Source organism: Nonomuraea sp. NPDC054003, assembly GCF_055585125.1.
Map to the genome: position 1 here is coordinate 358,668 of NZ_JBVJKR010000002.1, position 14,387 is coordinate 373,054.

A 14,387-nucleotide genomic window follows, 5' to 3' on the forward strand; every position below is an offset into this window, starting at 1 on the left:
GACCAGGCCGGGGCCGCTGCCTGGGCAGACCTCGCCATCGTGGGCCGCCCCCGGGTGGGGGAGGATCACGGGGTGAGCGAACTGCACTACCTGAGCGCCACCGAGCTCAGCCATCTGATCCGTACCCGCCAGGTGAGCGCGGTCGAGGTGCTCCAGGCCCACCTCGACCGCATCGAGCAGGTCAACCCCCGGGTCAACGCCGTCGTCACCCTCGTCGCCGAACAGGCCATGGACGCCGCCAAGGCCGCCGACGCCGTCGAGCCGGTCGGTCCGCTGCACGGCGTCCCGGTCGCGCACAAGGACCTCACCGACACCGCGGGGATCCGGACCACCTACGGCTCGCCGCTGTTCGCCGGCCACGTGCCGGAGCGCGACGACCTGGTGGTGCGGCGGCTGAAGGCGGCGGGCGCGATCACCGTGGGCAAGACCAACACGCCCGAGTTCGGCACCGGCTCCCACACCGTCAACGACGTGTTCGGCCTCACCCGCAACCCGTACGACCTGACCAGGTCCGCCGGCGGCAGCAGCGGCGGCGCGGCGGCGGCGCTGGCCACCGGGATGGTGCCGCTGGCCGACGGCTCCGACATGGGCGGGTCGCTGCGCAACCCCGCGTCGTTCTGCAACGTGGCCGGGCTGCGGCCCACGCCGGGGCGGGTGCCGGCGGTCTCCGAGATCGCGGCCTGGTACACGCTGTCGGTGCAGGGGCCGATGGCCAGGAACGTCGACGACCTGAGCCTGATGCTGTCGGTCATCTCCGGGTTCGACCCGCGCTCGCCGTACGCGATCAAGGAGGCGTACGCGCCCGAGCCGGAGGAGGGGGTGGCAGGGCTGCGCGTGGCGTGGAGCCCCGACCTCGGCGGGCTGCCGGTCGACGCCGCGACGGCGGCGGTCACCGCGACCGCGCCCGCGGTGTTCGAGCGGCTCGGCGCCCGCGTGGAGGAGGTCGAGCTGGACCTGGCGGACGCCGAGGTGGCCTTCCGCACCTACCGCGCGTGGTTCTACGCGCTGGCCTACGGCGAACTCGACGGGCTCGGGGCCAACACCGCGTGGAACGTCGAGCGGGGGCGCGAGGTCACCGGCGCCGACCTGGCCCGCGCCGAGCGCGCCCGCAGCCGTCTCTACCAGCGGATGGCGGACTTCTTCGACTCCTATGACGTGCTCATCGCCCCGGTCAGCCAGGTGCCGCCGTTCCCGGCGGAGGAGCCGTACGTGCGCGCGATCGACGGCGTGGAGCTGCCCGACTACCTGGCGTGGATGCGGTCCGCCTACTGGGTCAGCGTGCTGCACGCCCCGGCCGCGTCCGTCCCCGCCGGGTTCACGCCGTCGGGGCTGCCGGTGGGGGTCCAGATCATCGGCCGTCCCTTCGCCGACGCCCGCGTCCTGCGGGTGGCCCGCGCCTTCGAACAGGCCACCGGCCACGCCTCGCACCACCCGCCCCTCTGACGGCCTCAGCCGGGCGGGGGAGCGCCGTCCCCGGTGGGCGGGTGGGGCTTGCGGAGGGGGGACTCGCGGTAGCCGTGCATGCCCTCCAGGAACCCGAAGAGCCCCACCGCGAGCATCGGCCACGACACCAGGACGCCCTTGGCCGTCAGATCCAGCGGGCCGGGGACGAACGTGACGCCGGGGAAGGCCGAGGCCTCGACGGTGACGACGCCCACGGTGACGGTCGTGCCGATCCACCAGGCGGCCAGGGCGCCCGCGGCCCCGCCCAGGCAGAGCCCCAGGAGGACCGGGAGCTGGACGCGGCGGCTGAGGAACCAGGCCAGCGCCCCGCACGCCAGCCCCAGCCCGCCGGTGATGGTGGCGAACCAGCCGTCCGCCGCGATGAGCGCCTGCGTGGACGGGTCCGCCAGCGCCGGCGCCTGGTCGAAGACCCGGTACGGAGGCCGCGGCGACAGGGCGGACCACAGGAGGCCGGCGGGAAGCCCGAGGGCGGCGAGTGCGAGGACAGTGATCGCGAACGCGCGTACTTCCCTCGTCACGCCACGCCCCTTCAATCGCCGGCAGGACCAGATCGATGGTATCTCCCGGTTAGGCTCACTTCGTGATTGAAGAGAAGGTCTGGGTGATAGAACCCTCTGGCCCGCTTCGCGGCGATGTCGTGGTGCGCGGGTCGAAGAACGGGGTCTCCAAGCACATGGTCGCCGCCATGCTCGGCGGCGGCGAGAGCACCATCCACAACGCCCCCGAGGTGGGCGAGGTCGGCATCACCGCCGCCATGCTGGAGGCGCTCGGCATCCACGTCGAGATCAGCAAGACGGAGATCCGCATCGGCCGGGGCCAGGAGATCCGGCCGCGGGTGCCCGACGCGTTCACCGGGCTGAACCGCATCCCGATCCTCATGCTGGGCCCGCTGCTGCACCTGGCGGGGGAGGCGTTCGTGCCGCTGGTCGGCGGTGACCCGATCGGGCGGCGGCCGATCAACTTCCACGTGGAGGCGCTGCGCGCGATGGGCGCCGAGGTGGAGGTCGGTGACACCGGCGTGTTCGCCAAGGCGGGACGGCTGCACGGCACCCGCCTGGAGCTGCCGTACCCGAGCGTGGGCGCGACCGAGACGATCCTCATGTCCGCGGTCCTGGCCGAGGGCAAGACCGTGCTGAAGAACGCGGCCACCGAGCCCGAGGTGGTGGAGCTGGCGCTGTTCCTGCAGCGGATGGGCGCCATGATCGAGCTGTCGCCGGACCGCCGGATCGTCATCGAGGGCGTGGAGCGGCTGCGCGGCGCCTCGACCTGGCTGGCCGGCGACCGCATCGAGGCGTTCTCGTACCTCGCGGCGGGGCTGATCACCGGCGGCGAGGTGCGCGTGCACGGCTGCCCGCAGGACCGGCTGGTCACCGCGATCACCACGCTGGCCAGGATGGGCGCCCGGTTCGACATCAACGACGAGTACCTGTGCGCCACCGCGCCGCCGGAAGGGCTGCGGGCGGCGGCCGTGCAGACCGACACCCATCCGGGGTTCATGACCGACTGGCAGACGCCGCTCATGGTGCTGTTCACGCAGAGCCAGGGGATGTCGGTGCTGCACGAGACGGTGTTCGAGAACCGCCTGGTGTACGTGCCGGCGCTGAAGAGCATGGGCTGCGAGATCGAGGTGTTCGACCAGTGCCTCGGCGGCCCCGCCTGCCGCTACCACGACACCAACGCGCGCCACTCGGCCGTCGTGCGCGGGGTGTCCCAGCTGCGGGGCGCCGACGTGACGTTGCCCGACATCCGGGCCGGGTTCTCCGCGGTGCTGGCCGCAGCCGTGGCCGACGGGCGCTCGACGCTGCGCGGCGTGCACCACATCGAGCGCGGCTACCACCACCCGTTCGAGCAGTTCCAGTCACTTGGTCTGAACATCAGCAGAGGTTAGTAAAGAGACAGGAATCGGGCGTTTGCCGGGGATCGGGCGGTCGCACATCAATGTCGTGACTGTCCGCACATCCATCGCCACGCTCAGCATGGTGGGCGCCCTCGGCGGGGTGCTGGTCGCGGCGTTCGCCGCGCCCGTCGTCGCCGGGGCGGGCCTGGCCGCGAAGGGCACCGCCGACACCTTCACGCACCTGCCGCCGGCGCCGCGCGAGGAGCCGCTCAGCGAGGTGACGCGGCTGGTGGACGCGAGCGGGCACACCTTCGCCCAGTTCTACCAGGCCAACCGGACCACGGTACGGCTGGACCAGGTGGCGCCGGTGATGCGGCAGGCCATCGTGGCGATCGAGGACGCCCGCTTCTACGAGCACGGCGGCATGGACGTCATCGGCACGCTCCGGGCGCTCATCGCCAACACCCGGGCGGGCTCCATCAAGCAGGGCGGTTCCTCGCTCACCCAGCAGCTGGTGAAGAACATCCTGGTGGAGAGCGCCAAGACCGAGGAGGAACGGGACCGGGCCCGCGCCCCCAGCGTCTCCCGCAAGATCCACGAGCTGCGGCTGGCGCTGGCGATGGAACGCAAGTACCGCAAGGGCGAAATCCTGGAGAAGTACCTGAACATCGCCTACTTCGGCGCCGGCGCGCACGGCGTCGAGGCGGCGGCCAGGCGCTTCTTCTCCACCTCCGCCGCCGAGCTGACCCTCACCGAGGCGGCCACCCTGGCCGGGGCCGTGCGCACCCCGTACTCGACCGACCCGTCCATCGGCCGCGCGCAGCGCGCGCGCCTCAAGGAGCGCCGCGACCTGGTGCTCGACCGCATGGCGGGACTGAAGCTGATCACCCGCGAACAGGCGTCCGAGGCCAAGGCGAGCGCGCTCGGGCTGAAGCTGAAGCCCGAGCCCGGCGGCTGCTCGCAGAGCGAGCACCCGTACTTCTGCATGTACGTGCACCGCGAGCTGCTGACGAACGAGGTCTTCGGCAGCACGGCGGCGGTACGGCGGGCCCGCATGGAACGCGGCGGGCTGGTGATCAGGACCAGCCTGAACCCGAAGGCGCAGAAGGCCGCGGAGCGGGCCATCAGGAAACGGGTGAACCCCGACGACACCGAGGTGGCCGCCGAGGCGATGGTGGAGCCCGGCACCGGCTGGATCCGGGCGATGGCCGCCAGCAAGAAGGTCGGGCCGGGCAAGAAGGGCGGCCCGCGCACCACCTACAACCTGGTCGCCGACGTCCGGCACGGCGGCGGGCAGGGGCTGCAGGCGGGCTCCACGTTCAAGGTGTTCACGCTGGTCACCGCGCTCAAGGAGGGCTGGCGGTTCGGCGACGGGTTCGACACCCCGGGGTCGCTGGTGCCCTCGAAGGGTTACCGGGACTGCTCGGGCAAGCCGGTCAACGACCCGTCGGCGCAGGTGTTCAACGCCGGCGGCGAGGGCAGCGACGGCGGCCCGCACAGCCTGGAGACCGGCACCTGGAAGTCGGTCAACATCTTCTACATGATGCTGGAGCGCAAGGTCGGCCTGTGCGACGTGGTCAAGACCGCCAGGGAGCTCGGCGTCGTCAGGGCCGACGGGCGGCCGCTGCGCGAGGTGCCGACGTTCACGCTGGGCGTCAACGAGATGGACCCGCTCACGGTCGCGGCCTCGTTCGCCGCGCTCGGGGCCCGCGGCCGGTACTGCCGCCCGCTCGCCATCGTGGAGATCGCCGACAGGAACGACCGGCGCACCCGCGTGCGGCCCGACTGCCACCAGGCGATCGAGCGGCCCGTCGCCGACGCGGTCAGCCACGTGCTGACCGGCGTGTTCGACAAGGGCACGATGCGCGGCCAGGACCCCGGCATGCCCGCCGCCGGCAAGACCGGCACCAACAACGGCTACACCTCGGCCTGGTTCGCCGGCTACACGCCCCGGCTCGCCGCCGCGGTCAGCGTCGGCGACATCCGCGGCTCCTACCGCCACCCGCTGAGGAACGTGGAGATCGGCGGCCAGTACTACGGCTCGGTGCAGGGCGCCTCACTGCCGGGGCCGATCTGGGTGGACTCGATGCGGCGGGCGCTGCGGGGCGAGGAGAACCGGGGCTTCCACGACCCCGACATGTCGCGCTTCGGCGGCGGTCACACGCCGGGCCTGGAGGAGGCGCTGGCGGAGGAGCGGGGGGAGACGCGCGAGAGGGGCGACCGCCGCGGCCGCGACCACCCGATCTCCAAGCGGCACCGCAAGATCATCGAATGGCTGCTCGGCGAGCGGCGGCACCCGCCGCGCGACCGGTGGTGAGGCGTCAGGCGGGCTTGCCGATGGGCGCCGTCACGGCCCCGGTCAGCTCGATCAGGCGGGCCGGGGCGGTCTCGATCTGCAGCCCGCGCTTGCCGGCCGAGAAGTAGACCGTCTCGAACTCCAGCGCCGAGGAGTCGACGACGGTCGGCAGCCGCTTGCGCTGCCCGAGCGGGCTGATGCCGCCCACCACGTAGCCCGTCACCCGCTCCACCTTGGCCGCGTCGGCCATCGCCGCGCGCTTGCCGCCGAGCGCCGATGCCAGCGCCTTGAGGTCGAGCTTGCCCGCCACCGGCACCACCGCGACGGCCAGGCCGCCCTCGGTCTCGGCCACCAGGGTCTTGAAGATCCGCTCGTAGGGGACGCCGAGCGCGTCGGCGGCCTCCTCGCCGTAGGCCTGCGCGGCGGGGTCGTGATCGTACGGGTGGAGCGTGAACTCCGCCTTGGCCCGCTCCAGCGCGACGGTGGCGGGGGTGCCGCCCTTGGTCTTCGACTTGCCCACAGGACGAGTGTAGCGAATCTACAATGTAAAGGCGCGGCCGGGGGTGTACCCGAGCGCCCGCCGGAACGCGTCGATGAAGGCGCTCGCCGACGACCAGCCGCACCGGTGCGCCACCTGGGTGACGGTGCCGCCCTCGGCCAGGAGCAGCAGCGCGTGGTGCAGCCTGAGCTGGGTGCGCCACTGCGGGAACGTCATGCCGAGCTCGGCCCGGCAGAGCCTGGCCAGGGTCCGGTCGCTGGTGCCCGCGTCGGCGGCGTGCCGGGCGAGCGTCCGCGGGTCCGCCGGGTCGGCGTGCAGCGCGGCGCAGACGGCCGCCAGGCGCGGGTCGCGCGGCGTGGGCAGGTGCAGCGGCTGCTCGGGGGAGCGGCGCAACCGGTCGAGGAGCACGGCGAGCAGCCGCCCGCGCTCCCCGCCGTCCGGGCCGGCCTGTGCCGCCTCGCCGGTGTAGGCGATGATCAGCTCGCGGAGCAGCGGGCCGACGGCGAGGACGGCGGGGCGGCCCAGGCCCAGCGGGTTGGCGGTGAGGCCGACCAGCCGCACCTCGGTGGCGCCGTGGGCGCGGTGCTCGTGCACGGTGCCGGCCGGGATCCAGATGGCGCGGTTGGCCGGGGCGACCCAGGTGCCGGCGCCGGTGGTGACGGAGAGGACGCCGTGGCGGGCGTAGACGATCTGGTGGGTGTCGTGGCGGTGGGCGTCGATGCCGCTTCCCGGCGCCAGGGGGCGGAGGCCGGTGGGCGCCTGCGGCAGATGGCGGATTTCCATGACAAGTTGGCACTTTATCGGAAGCGCGCCATCCAACGGCCCGGCGATGATCGGGGGCGTGCGGGCGAACAAGGTGGGGATGCTGGCGGCCGGCCACGCCGGGGTGGACGTCTACCAGGGGGCGGTGCCGGCGCTGGTGCCGTTCCTGGTGGCCGAGCGGGGTTACGGGTACGTGGCGGTGTCGGGCGTGGTGCTGGCCGCGACGTTGCTGTCGTCGGTGGTGCAGCCGGTGTTCGGGGCGCTGGCGGACCGGTGGCGGATGCCGTGGCTGATCCCGGCCAGCATGGTGACGGCGGGGCTCGGGGTGGCGCTGAGCGGGGTGACGGACTCGTACGCGCTGACCTGGCTGGCGGTGGCGCTGTCGGGGCTGGGCGTGGCCGCGTACCACCCGGAGTCGGCGCGGCTGGCGAGGATCGCCAGCGCGGGCAGCCACGTGCGGATGAGCTGGTTCTCGCTGGGCGGGACACTGGGGTTCGCGTCGGCGCCGGTGCTGGTGACGCCGCTGCTGGCGGTGGGCGGGCTGGGCGCCTCGCCGTGGCTGGTGGTGCCGGGGGTGGTGGGCGCGCTGGTGACGCTGCCGGTGATCCGGGCGCTGTCGGGGCGCGGTGCGGCGCGCGGCGCGGCGGCGGAGGCCTCGGGGCGCGACGACTGGGCGTCGTTCGCCCGGCTGACGCTGGTGATCGTCTTCCGGTCGGTGGTGTACGTGGGGCTGAGCGCTTTCGTGGCCCTGTACGCCGGGGGCGGGGCGGCGGGGGCGGTGGCGCTGTTCGTGCTGTTCGGGGGCGGGGCCGTGGGCACGGTGCTGGGCGGCAGGCTGGCCGCGCGGTGGGGCCGGGTGCGGGCGATGCGGGCGGCCTACGCGGCGAGCGTCCCGGCGGTGGCCGGGGTGGTGCTGGCGCCGGGGCCGCTGATGTACGTGTTCGTCGCGGCGGCGGCGATCACCCTGTACGCGCCGTTCTCGCTGCACGTGACGCTGGGCCAGGACTACCTGCCGCGGCGGGTGGGCACGGCGGGCGGGGTGACGCTGGGGCTGGCGGTGAGCGCGGGCGGGCTGGCCAGCCCGCTGGTCGGCTGGGTGGCGGAGACGGCGTCGCTGCGGGTGGCGCTGGGCTGCCTGGCGCTGGTCGCGATACCGGCCTGGCTGCTGTCGCGCACGCTGGCGGAGCCGTCCAGGCCCACCGTCACGAGCGAGACCTGACGGCCGCCGCGGTCAGCCGACGGCGGAGGCGCCGCCCGGCGAGCCGGGACCGATCAGGCGGACCTCGCCAGGCCGCCGGTCGGGGCGCAGGCCGCGCCAGGAAGGGTGGCGCAGCCGGTGGTCGCCGGTCACCTCGGCGTACTGGACCTCGCCGACCATGACGGGCCGCACCCAGTGGGCGCCGCGGGCGTGCTCGCGCGGCACCGGTTCGGCGAAGGGCGGGTCGTCCTGCTCCAGCGGGGCCAGGCGCCGGCGCAGGTCGCCCAGCATGGCCTCGGTGAAGCCGGTGCCGACGTGCCCGATGAACAGCAGGCGCCCGGCGTCGTCGTACGAGCCGAGCAGCAGGGAGCCGATGGTGCCTGAGCGCCGCCCGGAGCCGGGCTTCCAGCCGCCGATGACGACCTCGACGGCGCTGACGTTCTTGACCTTGGTCCACTCGCCGGTCCGCCTGCCGGGCCGGTAGGGGGAGGCGAGCCGCTTGCAGACGACGCCTTCGAGGCCGAGGCGGCGGGAGGAGGCGAAGGCGTCCTCGGCGTGGTCGTGGAAGCGGACGGGCACCTGCCAGCGGTAGCCGGGGGTGAAGACGGTCTCCAGCAGCTCGCGGCGTTCGGTGTAGGGCAGCTGGATGACGGGGTCGTCGTCGAGGTGCAGCAGGTCGAAGGCCATGAAGGTCACGGGCACGGTACGGGCGAGCTCGGCGACGCTGACCGGGTTGCGCTGGTGCATGCGCGGCTGGAGCGCGCCGAAGCTGGGGCGGCCGGCCTCGTCGAAGGCGACGATCTCGCCGTCGACGACGGCCTGGCGGCGTCCGGTGGCGCCGGCCATGAGCTGGAGCTCGGGGTAGGCGGAGGTGATGTCCTTGGCGTTGCGCGACATCAGCCGGACGGTGCCGCCGGCGATGTAGGCGATCGCGCGGACGCCGTCCCATTTCATCTCGACGGCCCATTCGTCCTGGTCGGCGGAGGGCAGCGCGCCGGCCTGGGCCAGCATCGGCGCATAGGTGGGCAGCGGCGCCATGACCGGTGCCATACCCCGGCTGGGTCGTGGACGTAACCCGAAATAACCTGACAGTTCGGTCAAGCCGGGGCGTGGCCGTCCTCGACGAGCTGGCCCAGGTCGACCCCGTGCAGGGCGAGCTCGGTCACGCTGGCGCAGTATCCCTGCAGGTAGAGGCGGCCGCCGATGTCGTGTGAGATGCGGAGGAGCGGCCGGTCGTCGAGCACGATGGCCTCCACCACGATGCCGCCCGGGGCACGCCAGATCGCCATGCCAGGATCGTACAAAGGTGTAGGTAAAGCACAAGTAATGACAAAGTAGACACGAAGTCCGATGGGCGGAGGGAAAGGCTCGTCAAAGGGCGGGTGTGTCAGTTCCCTCGGATCATGGGGAGGCGTCAGCGCCGAGTTTTACCCGGCCGTCCCCCTCGGGCTCGCCCGGAGTGTCCGCATGCTGGACGGAAGCGGATTCAGGGGTTGGACTCCGTAGACTGTGGGGGTGATTTCCCGTATCGACATGCGCGGGTCCCTTCCTGCGGACCTGCGCGACGTGCTGCCCCGCGCCGAGCTCGACGTCGAGGCCGCCCTGGAGAAGGTGCGGCCCATCTGCGAGGACGTGCGCCATCGCGGGGCGGCAGCCGTACGGGAGCTGACCGCCAGGTTCGACGGTGTCGAGATCTCCACCACCCGGGTGCCCGCCGAGGCGATCGCCGGGGCGCTCGCCGGGCTCGACCCGAAGGTCAGGGCCGCGCTGGAGGAGTCCATCCGCCGCGCCAGGCTGGTCCACCGCGACCAGCGCCGCACCGAGGTCACCACCCAGGTGGTGCCCGGCGGCACCGTCACCGAGCGGTGGGTGCCGGTCGACCGCGTGGGCCTCTACGTGCCCGGCGGGCGCGCCGTCTACCCGTCGTCGGTGGTGATGAACGTCGTCCCGGCCCAGGAGGCCGGGGTGCCCTCGCTGGCGGTCACCAGCCCCGCCCAGCGGGAGTTCGGCGGCCTGCCGCACCCGTCGATCCTGGCCGCCTGCGCGCTGCTCGGCGTCGACGAGGTCTACTCCGCGGGCGGCGCCCAGGCCGTGGCCATGTTCGCCTACGGCACCGAGGAGTGCCCGCCCGCCACCATGGTCACCGGCCCCGGCAACATCTGGGTGGCCGCGGCCAAGCGGCTGCTCAAGGGCCGCATCGGCATCGACAGCGAGGCCGGCCCCACCGAGATCGCGATCCTGGCCGACGCCACCGCCGACCCGGTGCACGTCGCCGCCGACCTGATCAGCCAGGCCGAGCACGACGTCATCGCCGCCGCCGTCCTCGTCACCGACAGCGAGGAGCTGGCCGAGGGCGTGGAGAAGGAGCTGCCCGCCCAGGTGGCCGCCACCCGCCACAGCGAGCGCATCGCCGAGGCGCTGCGCGGCCGCCAGTCCGCGATCGTGCTGGTCGACGACCTCGACGCCGGCCTGAAGGTGGTCGACGCCTACGCGGCCGAGCACCTGGAGATCCAGACCGCCGACGCCGCCGCCGTGGCCGCCCGGGTACGCAACGCCGGCGCGGTCTTCGTCGGCCCGTACGCCCCGGTCTCGCTGGGCGACTACCTCGCGGGGTCCAACCACGTGCTGCCCACCGGCGGCTGCGCGTGCCACTCCGGCGGGCTGTCGGTGCAGACCTTCCTGCGCGGCATCCACGTCGTCGACTACACCCGTGAGGCCCTGGCCGAGGCGGCCGCCCACGTGTCGGTGCTGGCCGACGCCGAAGACCTGCCCGCCCACGGCGCCGCGATCCGCGCCCGCTTCGACTGGCAGGTGCCGTCATGAACCTGGACGACCTGCCCATCCGCGACGACCTGCGCGGCAAGAGCCCCTACGGGGCGCCGCAGATCGACGTCCCCGTGCGGCTCAACACCAACGAGAACCCGCATCCTCCGTCCGCCGAGCTGGTCGCCGACCTGGCCGAGGCGGTCGGCAGGGTCTCGGGCGAGCTCAACCGCTACCCCGACAGAGACGCCGTCGAGCTGCGCGCCGCGCTGGCCGCCTACCTGGGCCACGGCCTGACCACCGAGCAGGTGTGGGCGGCCAACGGCTCCAACGAGATCATCCAGCAGATCCTGCAGGCGTTCGGCGGCCACGGCCGCAGCGCGCTGGGGTTCGAGCCTTCCTACTCGATGCACCCGATCATCACGACCGGCACCAGCACCGAGTGGATCCACGCCGCCCGCGAGGAGGACTTCTCGCTCGACCCGGGCAAGGTCGTGGCGGCGATCGGCGAGCACCGGCCCGACGTCGTGTTCGTGGCCTCGCCCAACAACCCTACGGGCACCGCCCAGCCGCTGGAGACGATCGAGGCGATCCTGGACGCGGCGCCCGGCATGGTCGTGGTCGACGAGGCCTACGCCGAGTTCGCCCGCGAGGGCACGCCGTCGGCGCTCACCCTGCTGCCGCGCCACCCCAGGCTGATCGTCACCCGCACCATGTCCAAGGCGTTCGCCATGGCCGGCACCCGGCTGGGCTACCTGGCCGCCCACCCCGCCGTGGTGGAGGCGCTGCTGCTGGTGCGGCTGCCGTACCATCTGTCGACGCTCACCCAGACGGCGGCGCTGGTGGCGCTGCGCCACCGCGCGGAGCTGCTGGGCACCGTCGACGCGCTGCGGCGGGAGCGTGACGCTACGGTTGACTGGCTGCGGTCCAAGGGGCTGGCGGTCGCCGACTCCGACGCCAACTTCGTGCTGTTCGGGCGCTTCCCCGACCGGCGCGCGGTGTGGGAGGGGCTGCTGGCGAGGGGCGTGCTCATCCGCGAGGTGGGCCCGCCCGAATGGCTGAGGGTGTCGATCGGCACCGGTGAGGAGATGGCGGCGTTCCGCGCCGCCATGGAGGGAGTTCTGTGAGTCGCGTAGGCCGCGTCGAGCGCACGACGAAGGAGACGTCCGTCCTGGTCGAGGTCAACCTCGACGGCACGGGCGCCGTGGACGTGTCCACCGGGGTCGGCTTCTTCGACCACATGCTGGCGCAGATCGGCAAGCACGGGCTGATCGACCTGACCGTCAAGACCGAGGGCGACCTGCACATCGACTCCCACCACACGATCGAGGACACCGCGCTCGCGCTGGGCGCCGCGCTCCGCGAGGCGCTGGGCGACAAGTCGGGCATCAGGCGGTTCGGTAGTGCGTCGTGCCCGCTCGACGAGGCGCTCGCCGAGGTCACCGTCGACCTGTCCGGCCGCCCCTACCTGGTCCACTCCGAGCCCGAGGGCATGGCCCCGATGATCGGCCCCGACTACGACACCACGATGACGCGCCACATCCTGGAGTCGATCGTCGCCCAGGCCGCCATCTGCCTGCACGTCCGCGTCCCGTACGGCCGCAACGCCCACCACATCGTGGAGGCGCAGTTCAAGGCGCTGGCCAGGGCGCTGCGCGCGGCGTCGGAGCGTGACCCGCGGTCGACCGGGGTGCCGAGCACCAAGGGCGTGCTATGACCGAAAACGCGATCGCCGTCATCATGGTGTTCCTCGGCCTGTTCCTCATCGGCGGCGTGGTCTCGCTGATCAAGCAGGGCATGAAGGTCGGGGCCGCCGTGTGCGGGCTGGGCGCGGCGATGGCACTGTTCGCGGGGGTGATGTGGTGGTGAGCAAGAACGTCGTGGTGCTCGACTACGGGTCCGGCAACCTCCGCTCGGCCGAGCGGGCGCTGGCCAGGGTCGGCGCCGATGTGACCGTCACCTCCGACTTCGACGCCGCGCTGGAGTGCGACGGCCTGGTGGTGCCGGGCGTCGGCGCGTTCGCCGCCTGCATGGCCGGTCTCAAAGGCGTGCGCGGCGACCAGATCGTCGGCAGGCGGCTGGCCGGCGGCCGGCCGGTGCTGGGCATCTGCGTCGGCATGCAGATCCTGTTCGCCCGCGGCGTCGAGCACGGCGTGCAGACCGCCGGCTGCGACGAGTGGCCGGGCACGGTCGAGCGGCTCGACGCGCCGGTGCTGCCGCACATGGGCTGGAACACCGTCAAGGCGCCGGCGGGCAGCGTGCTGTTCGCCGGGATCGACCCCGCCACCCGCTTCTACTTCGTGCACTCCTACGGGGTGCGCGAGTGGGAGCTGCGCACCGGCGACGGCTTCGCCGAGCCGGTGGTCACCTGGGCCGAGCACGGCGTGCCGTTCGTGGCCGCGGTCGAGAACGGCCCGCTGATGGCCACCCAGTTCCACCCGGAGAAGTCCGGCGACGCCGGCGCCGCGCTGCTGAGCAACTGGCTCGGCACCCTTGAGTAAGGAGCGGGCGCGCCGCCGCGCCGAGCGCGAGGCCGCGCGGGCGCGGGCCATCCGCCTCAACGAGGAGCGCCAGGCCCGCCGCGCCCGTCGCAGGGCGGCGCTGGCCCGCCTGGTGCCGCGCCCGGTCCGGGTCGCGCGGCAGGGCGGGCTGCTGGCCCGCCGCCACCGCGCCCAGAACGCCGCGGTCGCGCTGGGCTTCCTCCTCGTGCAGGTGCTGGCCTGGCTGATGTGGGGCTCGCCGCTGGTGACCTTCGGCGTGTTCGTCTGCTCCCTGCTCCTGCTCCCCGTACTCGTCACACTCGCTTTCGACCGGAGGACCTGATGTCGCTCGTTTTGCTCCCCGCCGTGGACGTCGCGTACGGCGAGGCCGTACGCCTCGTCCAGGGTGAGGCCGGGACCGAGACCGGCTACGGCGAGCCGCTGGCCGCCGCGCTGGCCTGGCAGGAGGCGGGCGCGGAGTGGATCCATCTGGTCGACCTGGACGCGGCCTTCGGCCGCGGCTCCAACCGCGAGCTGATCACCGACCTGATCGGCCGGCTGGACGTGAACGTGGAGCTGTCGGGCGGCATCCGCGACGACGAGTCGCTGGCGGCGGCGCTGGCCACCGGCTGCCGCCGGGTCAACATCGGCACGGCCGCGCTGGAGAACCCCGAGTGGTGCCGCAAGATCATCGCCGAGCACGGCGACAAGATCGCGGTCGGCCTGGACGTGCGCGGCACCACGCTCGCCGCCCGCGGCTGGACCGAGGACGCCGGCGACCTGTGGGAGGTGTTCGACCGGCTGGAGGCCGACGGCTGCCCCCGCTACGTGGTCACCGACGTGACCAAGGACGGCACGCTCAAGGGCCCCAACCTCGACCTGCTGAAGCAGGTCTGCGCACGCACCGACAGGCCCGTCGTGGCCAGCGGCGGCATCTCCTCGCTCGACGACCTGTCCGCACTGGCTTCTCTCGTCCCCGACGGCGTGGAAGGTGCCATCGTGGGAAGGGCCCTGTACGCCCAGGCGTTCACGCTGGAGAGCGCACTGGCCACTGTCCGCAGTTAGATCCCTGTCGGGAGGGGGCGTGA

The 14,387-nt window shown here is 73.2% G+C and carries 16 protein-coding genes; 11 read left to right on the forward strand and 5 right to left on the reverse strand.

Translation table 11 applies throughout. The features are described from left to right. Positions 1-72: 72 nt before the first annotated feature. Positions 73-1,443 carry an amidase gene (locus tag ACZ6YG_RS05835; RefSeq protein WP_466017327.1) on the forward strand — a complete coding sequence of 457 codons (1,371 nt, stop codon included), beginning with the start codon at positions 73-75 and terminating at the stop codon, positions 1,441-1,443. Between the two features lie 5 nt (positions 1,444-1,448). Here the strand turns inward: ACZ6YG_RS05835 and ACZ6YG_RS05840 are convergent, their stop codons facing one another. After that, positions 1,449-1,982, reverse strand: a complete 534-nt coding sequence (locus ACZ6YG_RS05840) for a hypothetical protein (RefSeq protein ID WP_271279070.1) — start codon at positions 1,980-1,982, stop codon at positions 1,449-1,451. A gap of 62 nt (positions 1,983-2,044) precedes the next feature. Between ACZ6YG_RS05840 and murA the strand changes: the two genes are divergently transcribed. Then, a complete protein-coding gene (gene murA / locus ACZ6YG_RS05845; protein ID WP_271279071.1) occupies positions 2,045-3,352 on the forward strand; it encodes a UDP-N-acetylglucosamine 1-carboxyvinyltransferase in 1,308 nt (435 codons plus the stop codon). Positions 3,353-3,407: 55 nt separating this feature from the next. After that, positions 3,408-5,618 carry a transglycosylase domain-containing protein gene (locus ACZ6YG_RS05850; protein WP_466017328.1) on the forward strand — a complete coding sequence of 737 codons (2,211 nt, stop codon included), beginning with the start codon at positions 3,408-3,410 and terminating at the stop codon, positions 5,616-5,618. 4 nt (positions 5,619-5,622) lie between these two features. Here ACZ6YG_RS05850 and ybaK read toward each other — a convergent pair whose 3' ends face one another. Together ybaK and ACZ6YG_RS05860 are read right to left on the reverse strand one after the other, a co-directional pair. Continuing rightward, complete coding sequence (gene ybaK, locus ACZ6YG_RS05855; protein WP_364227228.1) at positions 5,623-6,117, reverse strand: Cys-tRNA(Pro) deacylase; 495 nt, start codon at positions 6,115-6,117, stop codon at positions 5,623-5,625. A gap of 18 nt (positions 6,118-6,135) precedes the next feature. Then, entirely contained in the window at positions 6,136-6,879 is a 744-nt protein-coding gene (locus ACZ6YG_RS05860) for an AraC family transcriptional regulator (RefSeq protein ID WP_466017329.1), read from the reverse strand. A 58-nt stretch (positions 6,880-6,937) separates the two neighbouring features. Between ACZ6YG_RS05860 and ACZ6YG_RS05865 the strand changes: the two genes are divergently transcribed. Then, positions 6,938-8,077 carry an MFS transporter gene (locus tag ACZ6YG_RS05865; RefSeq protein WP_466017330.1) on the forward strand — a complete coding sequence of 380 codons (1,140 nt, stop codon included), beginning with the start codon at positions 6,938-6,940 and terminating at the stop codon, positions 8,075-8,077. Positions 8,078-8,089: 12 nt separating this feature from the next. Here ACZ6YG_RS05865 and ligD read toward each other — a convergent pair whose 3' ends face one another. Together ligD and ACZ6YG_RS05875 are read right to left on the reverse strand one after the other, a co-directional pair. Continuing rightward, complete coding sequence (gene ligD, locus ACZ6YG_RS05870; protein WP_364227237.1) at positions 8,090-9,094, reverse strand: non-homologous end-joining DNA ligase; 1,005 nt, start codon at positions 9,092-9,094, stop codon at positions 8,090-8,092. 59 nt (positions 9,095-9,153) lie between these two features. Continuing rightward, positions 9,154-9,345 carry a hypothetical protein gene (locus tag ACZ6YG_RS05875; RefSeq protein WP_148032647.1) on the reverse strand — a complete coding sequence of 64 codons (192 nt, stop codon included), beginning with the start codon at positions 9,343-9,345 and terminating at the stop codon, positions 9,154-9,156. A 226-nt stretch (positions 9,346-9,571) separates the two neighbouring features. Between ACZ6YG_RS05875 and hisD the strand changes: the two genes are divergently transcribed. From hisD to priA, 7 genes are read left to right on the forward strand one after another with little or no spacing between them, the layout of a single operon-like run. Then, positions 9,572-10,879 (forward strand): histidinol dehydrogenase, encoded by a 1,308-nt coding sequence (hisD, locus tag ACZ6YG_RS05880; protein WP_148032646.1) that lies wholly within the window; start codon positions 9,572-9,574, stop codon positions 10,877-10,879. Beyond that, the gene (locus ACZ6YG_RS05885) at positions 10,876-11,946 is read left to right on the forward strand and encodes a histidinol-phosphate transaminase (RefSeq protein WP_466017331.1); all 1,071 of its coding nucleotides are present in this window, start codon (positions 10,876-10,878) and stop codon (positions 11,944-11,946) included. Before hisD ends, ACZ6YG_RS05885 begins: the two co-directional genes overlap by 4 nt. After that, positions 11,943-12,536, forward strand: coding sequence for an imidazoleglycerol-phosphate dehydratase HisB (hisB, locus tag ACZ6YG_RS05890; protein WP_148032644.1), 594 nt, complete (start codon positions 11,943-11,945; stop codon positions 12,534-12,536). The genes ACZ6YG_RS05885 and hisB overlap by 4 nt, the downstream gene beginning before the upstream one ends. After that, positions 12,533-12,688, forward strand: a complete 156-nt coding sequence (locus ACZ6YG_RS05895) for a hypothetical protein (protein WP_187281249.1) — start codon at positions 12,533-12,535, stop codon at positions 12,686-12,688. Before hisB ends, ACZ6YG_RS05895 begins: the two co-directional genes overlap by 4 nt. Further along, positions 12,685-13,320, forward strand: a complete 636-nt coding sequence (gene hisH / locus ACZ6YG_RS05900) for an imidazole glycerol phosphate synthase subunit HisH (RefSeq protein ID WP_187281248.1) — start codon at positions 12,685-12,687, stop codon at positions 13,318-13,320. Before ACZ6YG_RS05895 ends, hisH begins: the two co-directional genes overlap by 4 nt. Continuing rightward, on the forward strand, positions 13,313-13,642 hold the full coding sequence (locus ACZ6YG_RS05905; protein WP_148032642.1) for a hypothetical protein: 330 nt from the start codon (positions 13,313-13,315) through the stop codon (positions 13,640-13,642). Before hisH ends, ACZ6YG_RS05905 begins: the two co-directional genes overlap by 8 nt. Beyond that, entirely contained in the window at positions 13,642-14,364 is a 723-nt protein-coding gene (gene priA, locus ACZ6YG_RS05910) for a bifunctional 1-(5-phosphoribosyl)-5-((5-phosphoribosylamino)methylideneamino)imidazole-4-carboxamide isomerase/phosphoribosylanthranilate isomerase PriA (protein ID WP_148032641.1), read from the forward strand. The genes ACZ6YG_RS05905 and priA overlap by 1 nt, the downstream gene beginning before the upstream one ends. The last annotated feature ends 23 nt before the right edge of the window (positions 14,365-14,387 follow it).

What these genes read in the sequence shown, in the direction of transcription:
- ACZ6YG_RS05860 (WP_466017329.1), bottom strand. Translation starts at nt 6,879, where the DNA reads ATGGAAATCCGCCATCTGCCGCAGGCGCCCACCGGCCTCCGCCCCCTG.
- ligD (WP_364227237.1), bottom strand. Translation starts at nt 9,094, where the DNA reads ATGGCGCCGCTGCCCACCTATGCGCCGATGCTGGCCCAGGCCGGCGCG.
- ACZ6YG_RS05875 (WP_148032647.1), bottom strand. Translation starts at nt 9,345, where the DNA reads ATGGCGATCTGGCGTGCCCCGGGCGGCATCGTGGTGGAGGCCATCGTG.
- ACZ6YG_RS05885 (WP_466017331.1), top strand. Translation starts at nt 10,876, where the DNA reads ATGAACCTGGACGACCTGCCCATCCGCGACGACCTGCGCGGCAAGAGC.
- ACZ6YG_RS05895 (WP_187281249.1), top strand. Translation starts at nt 12,533, where the DNA reads ATGACCGAAAACGCGATCGCCGTCATCATGGTGTTCCTCGGCCTGTTC.
- priA (WP_148032641.1), top strand. Translation starts at nt 13,642, where the DNA reads ATGTCGCTCGTTTTGCTCCCCGCCGTGGACGTCGCGTACGGCGAGGCC.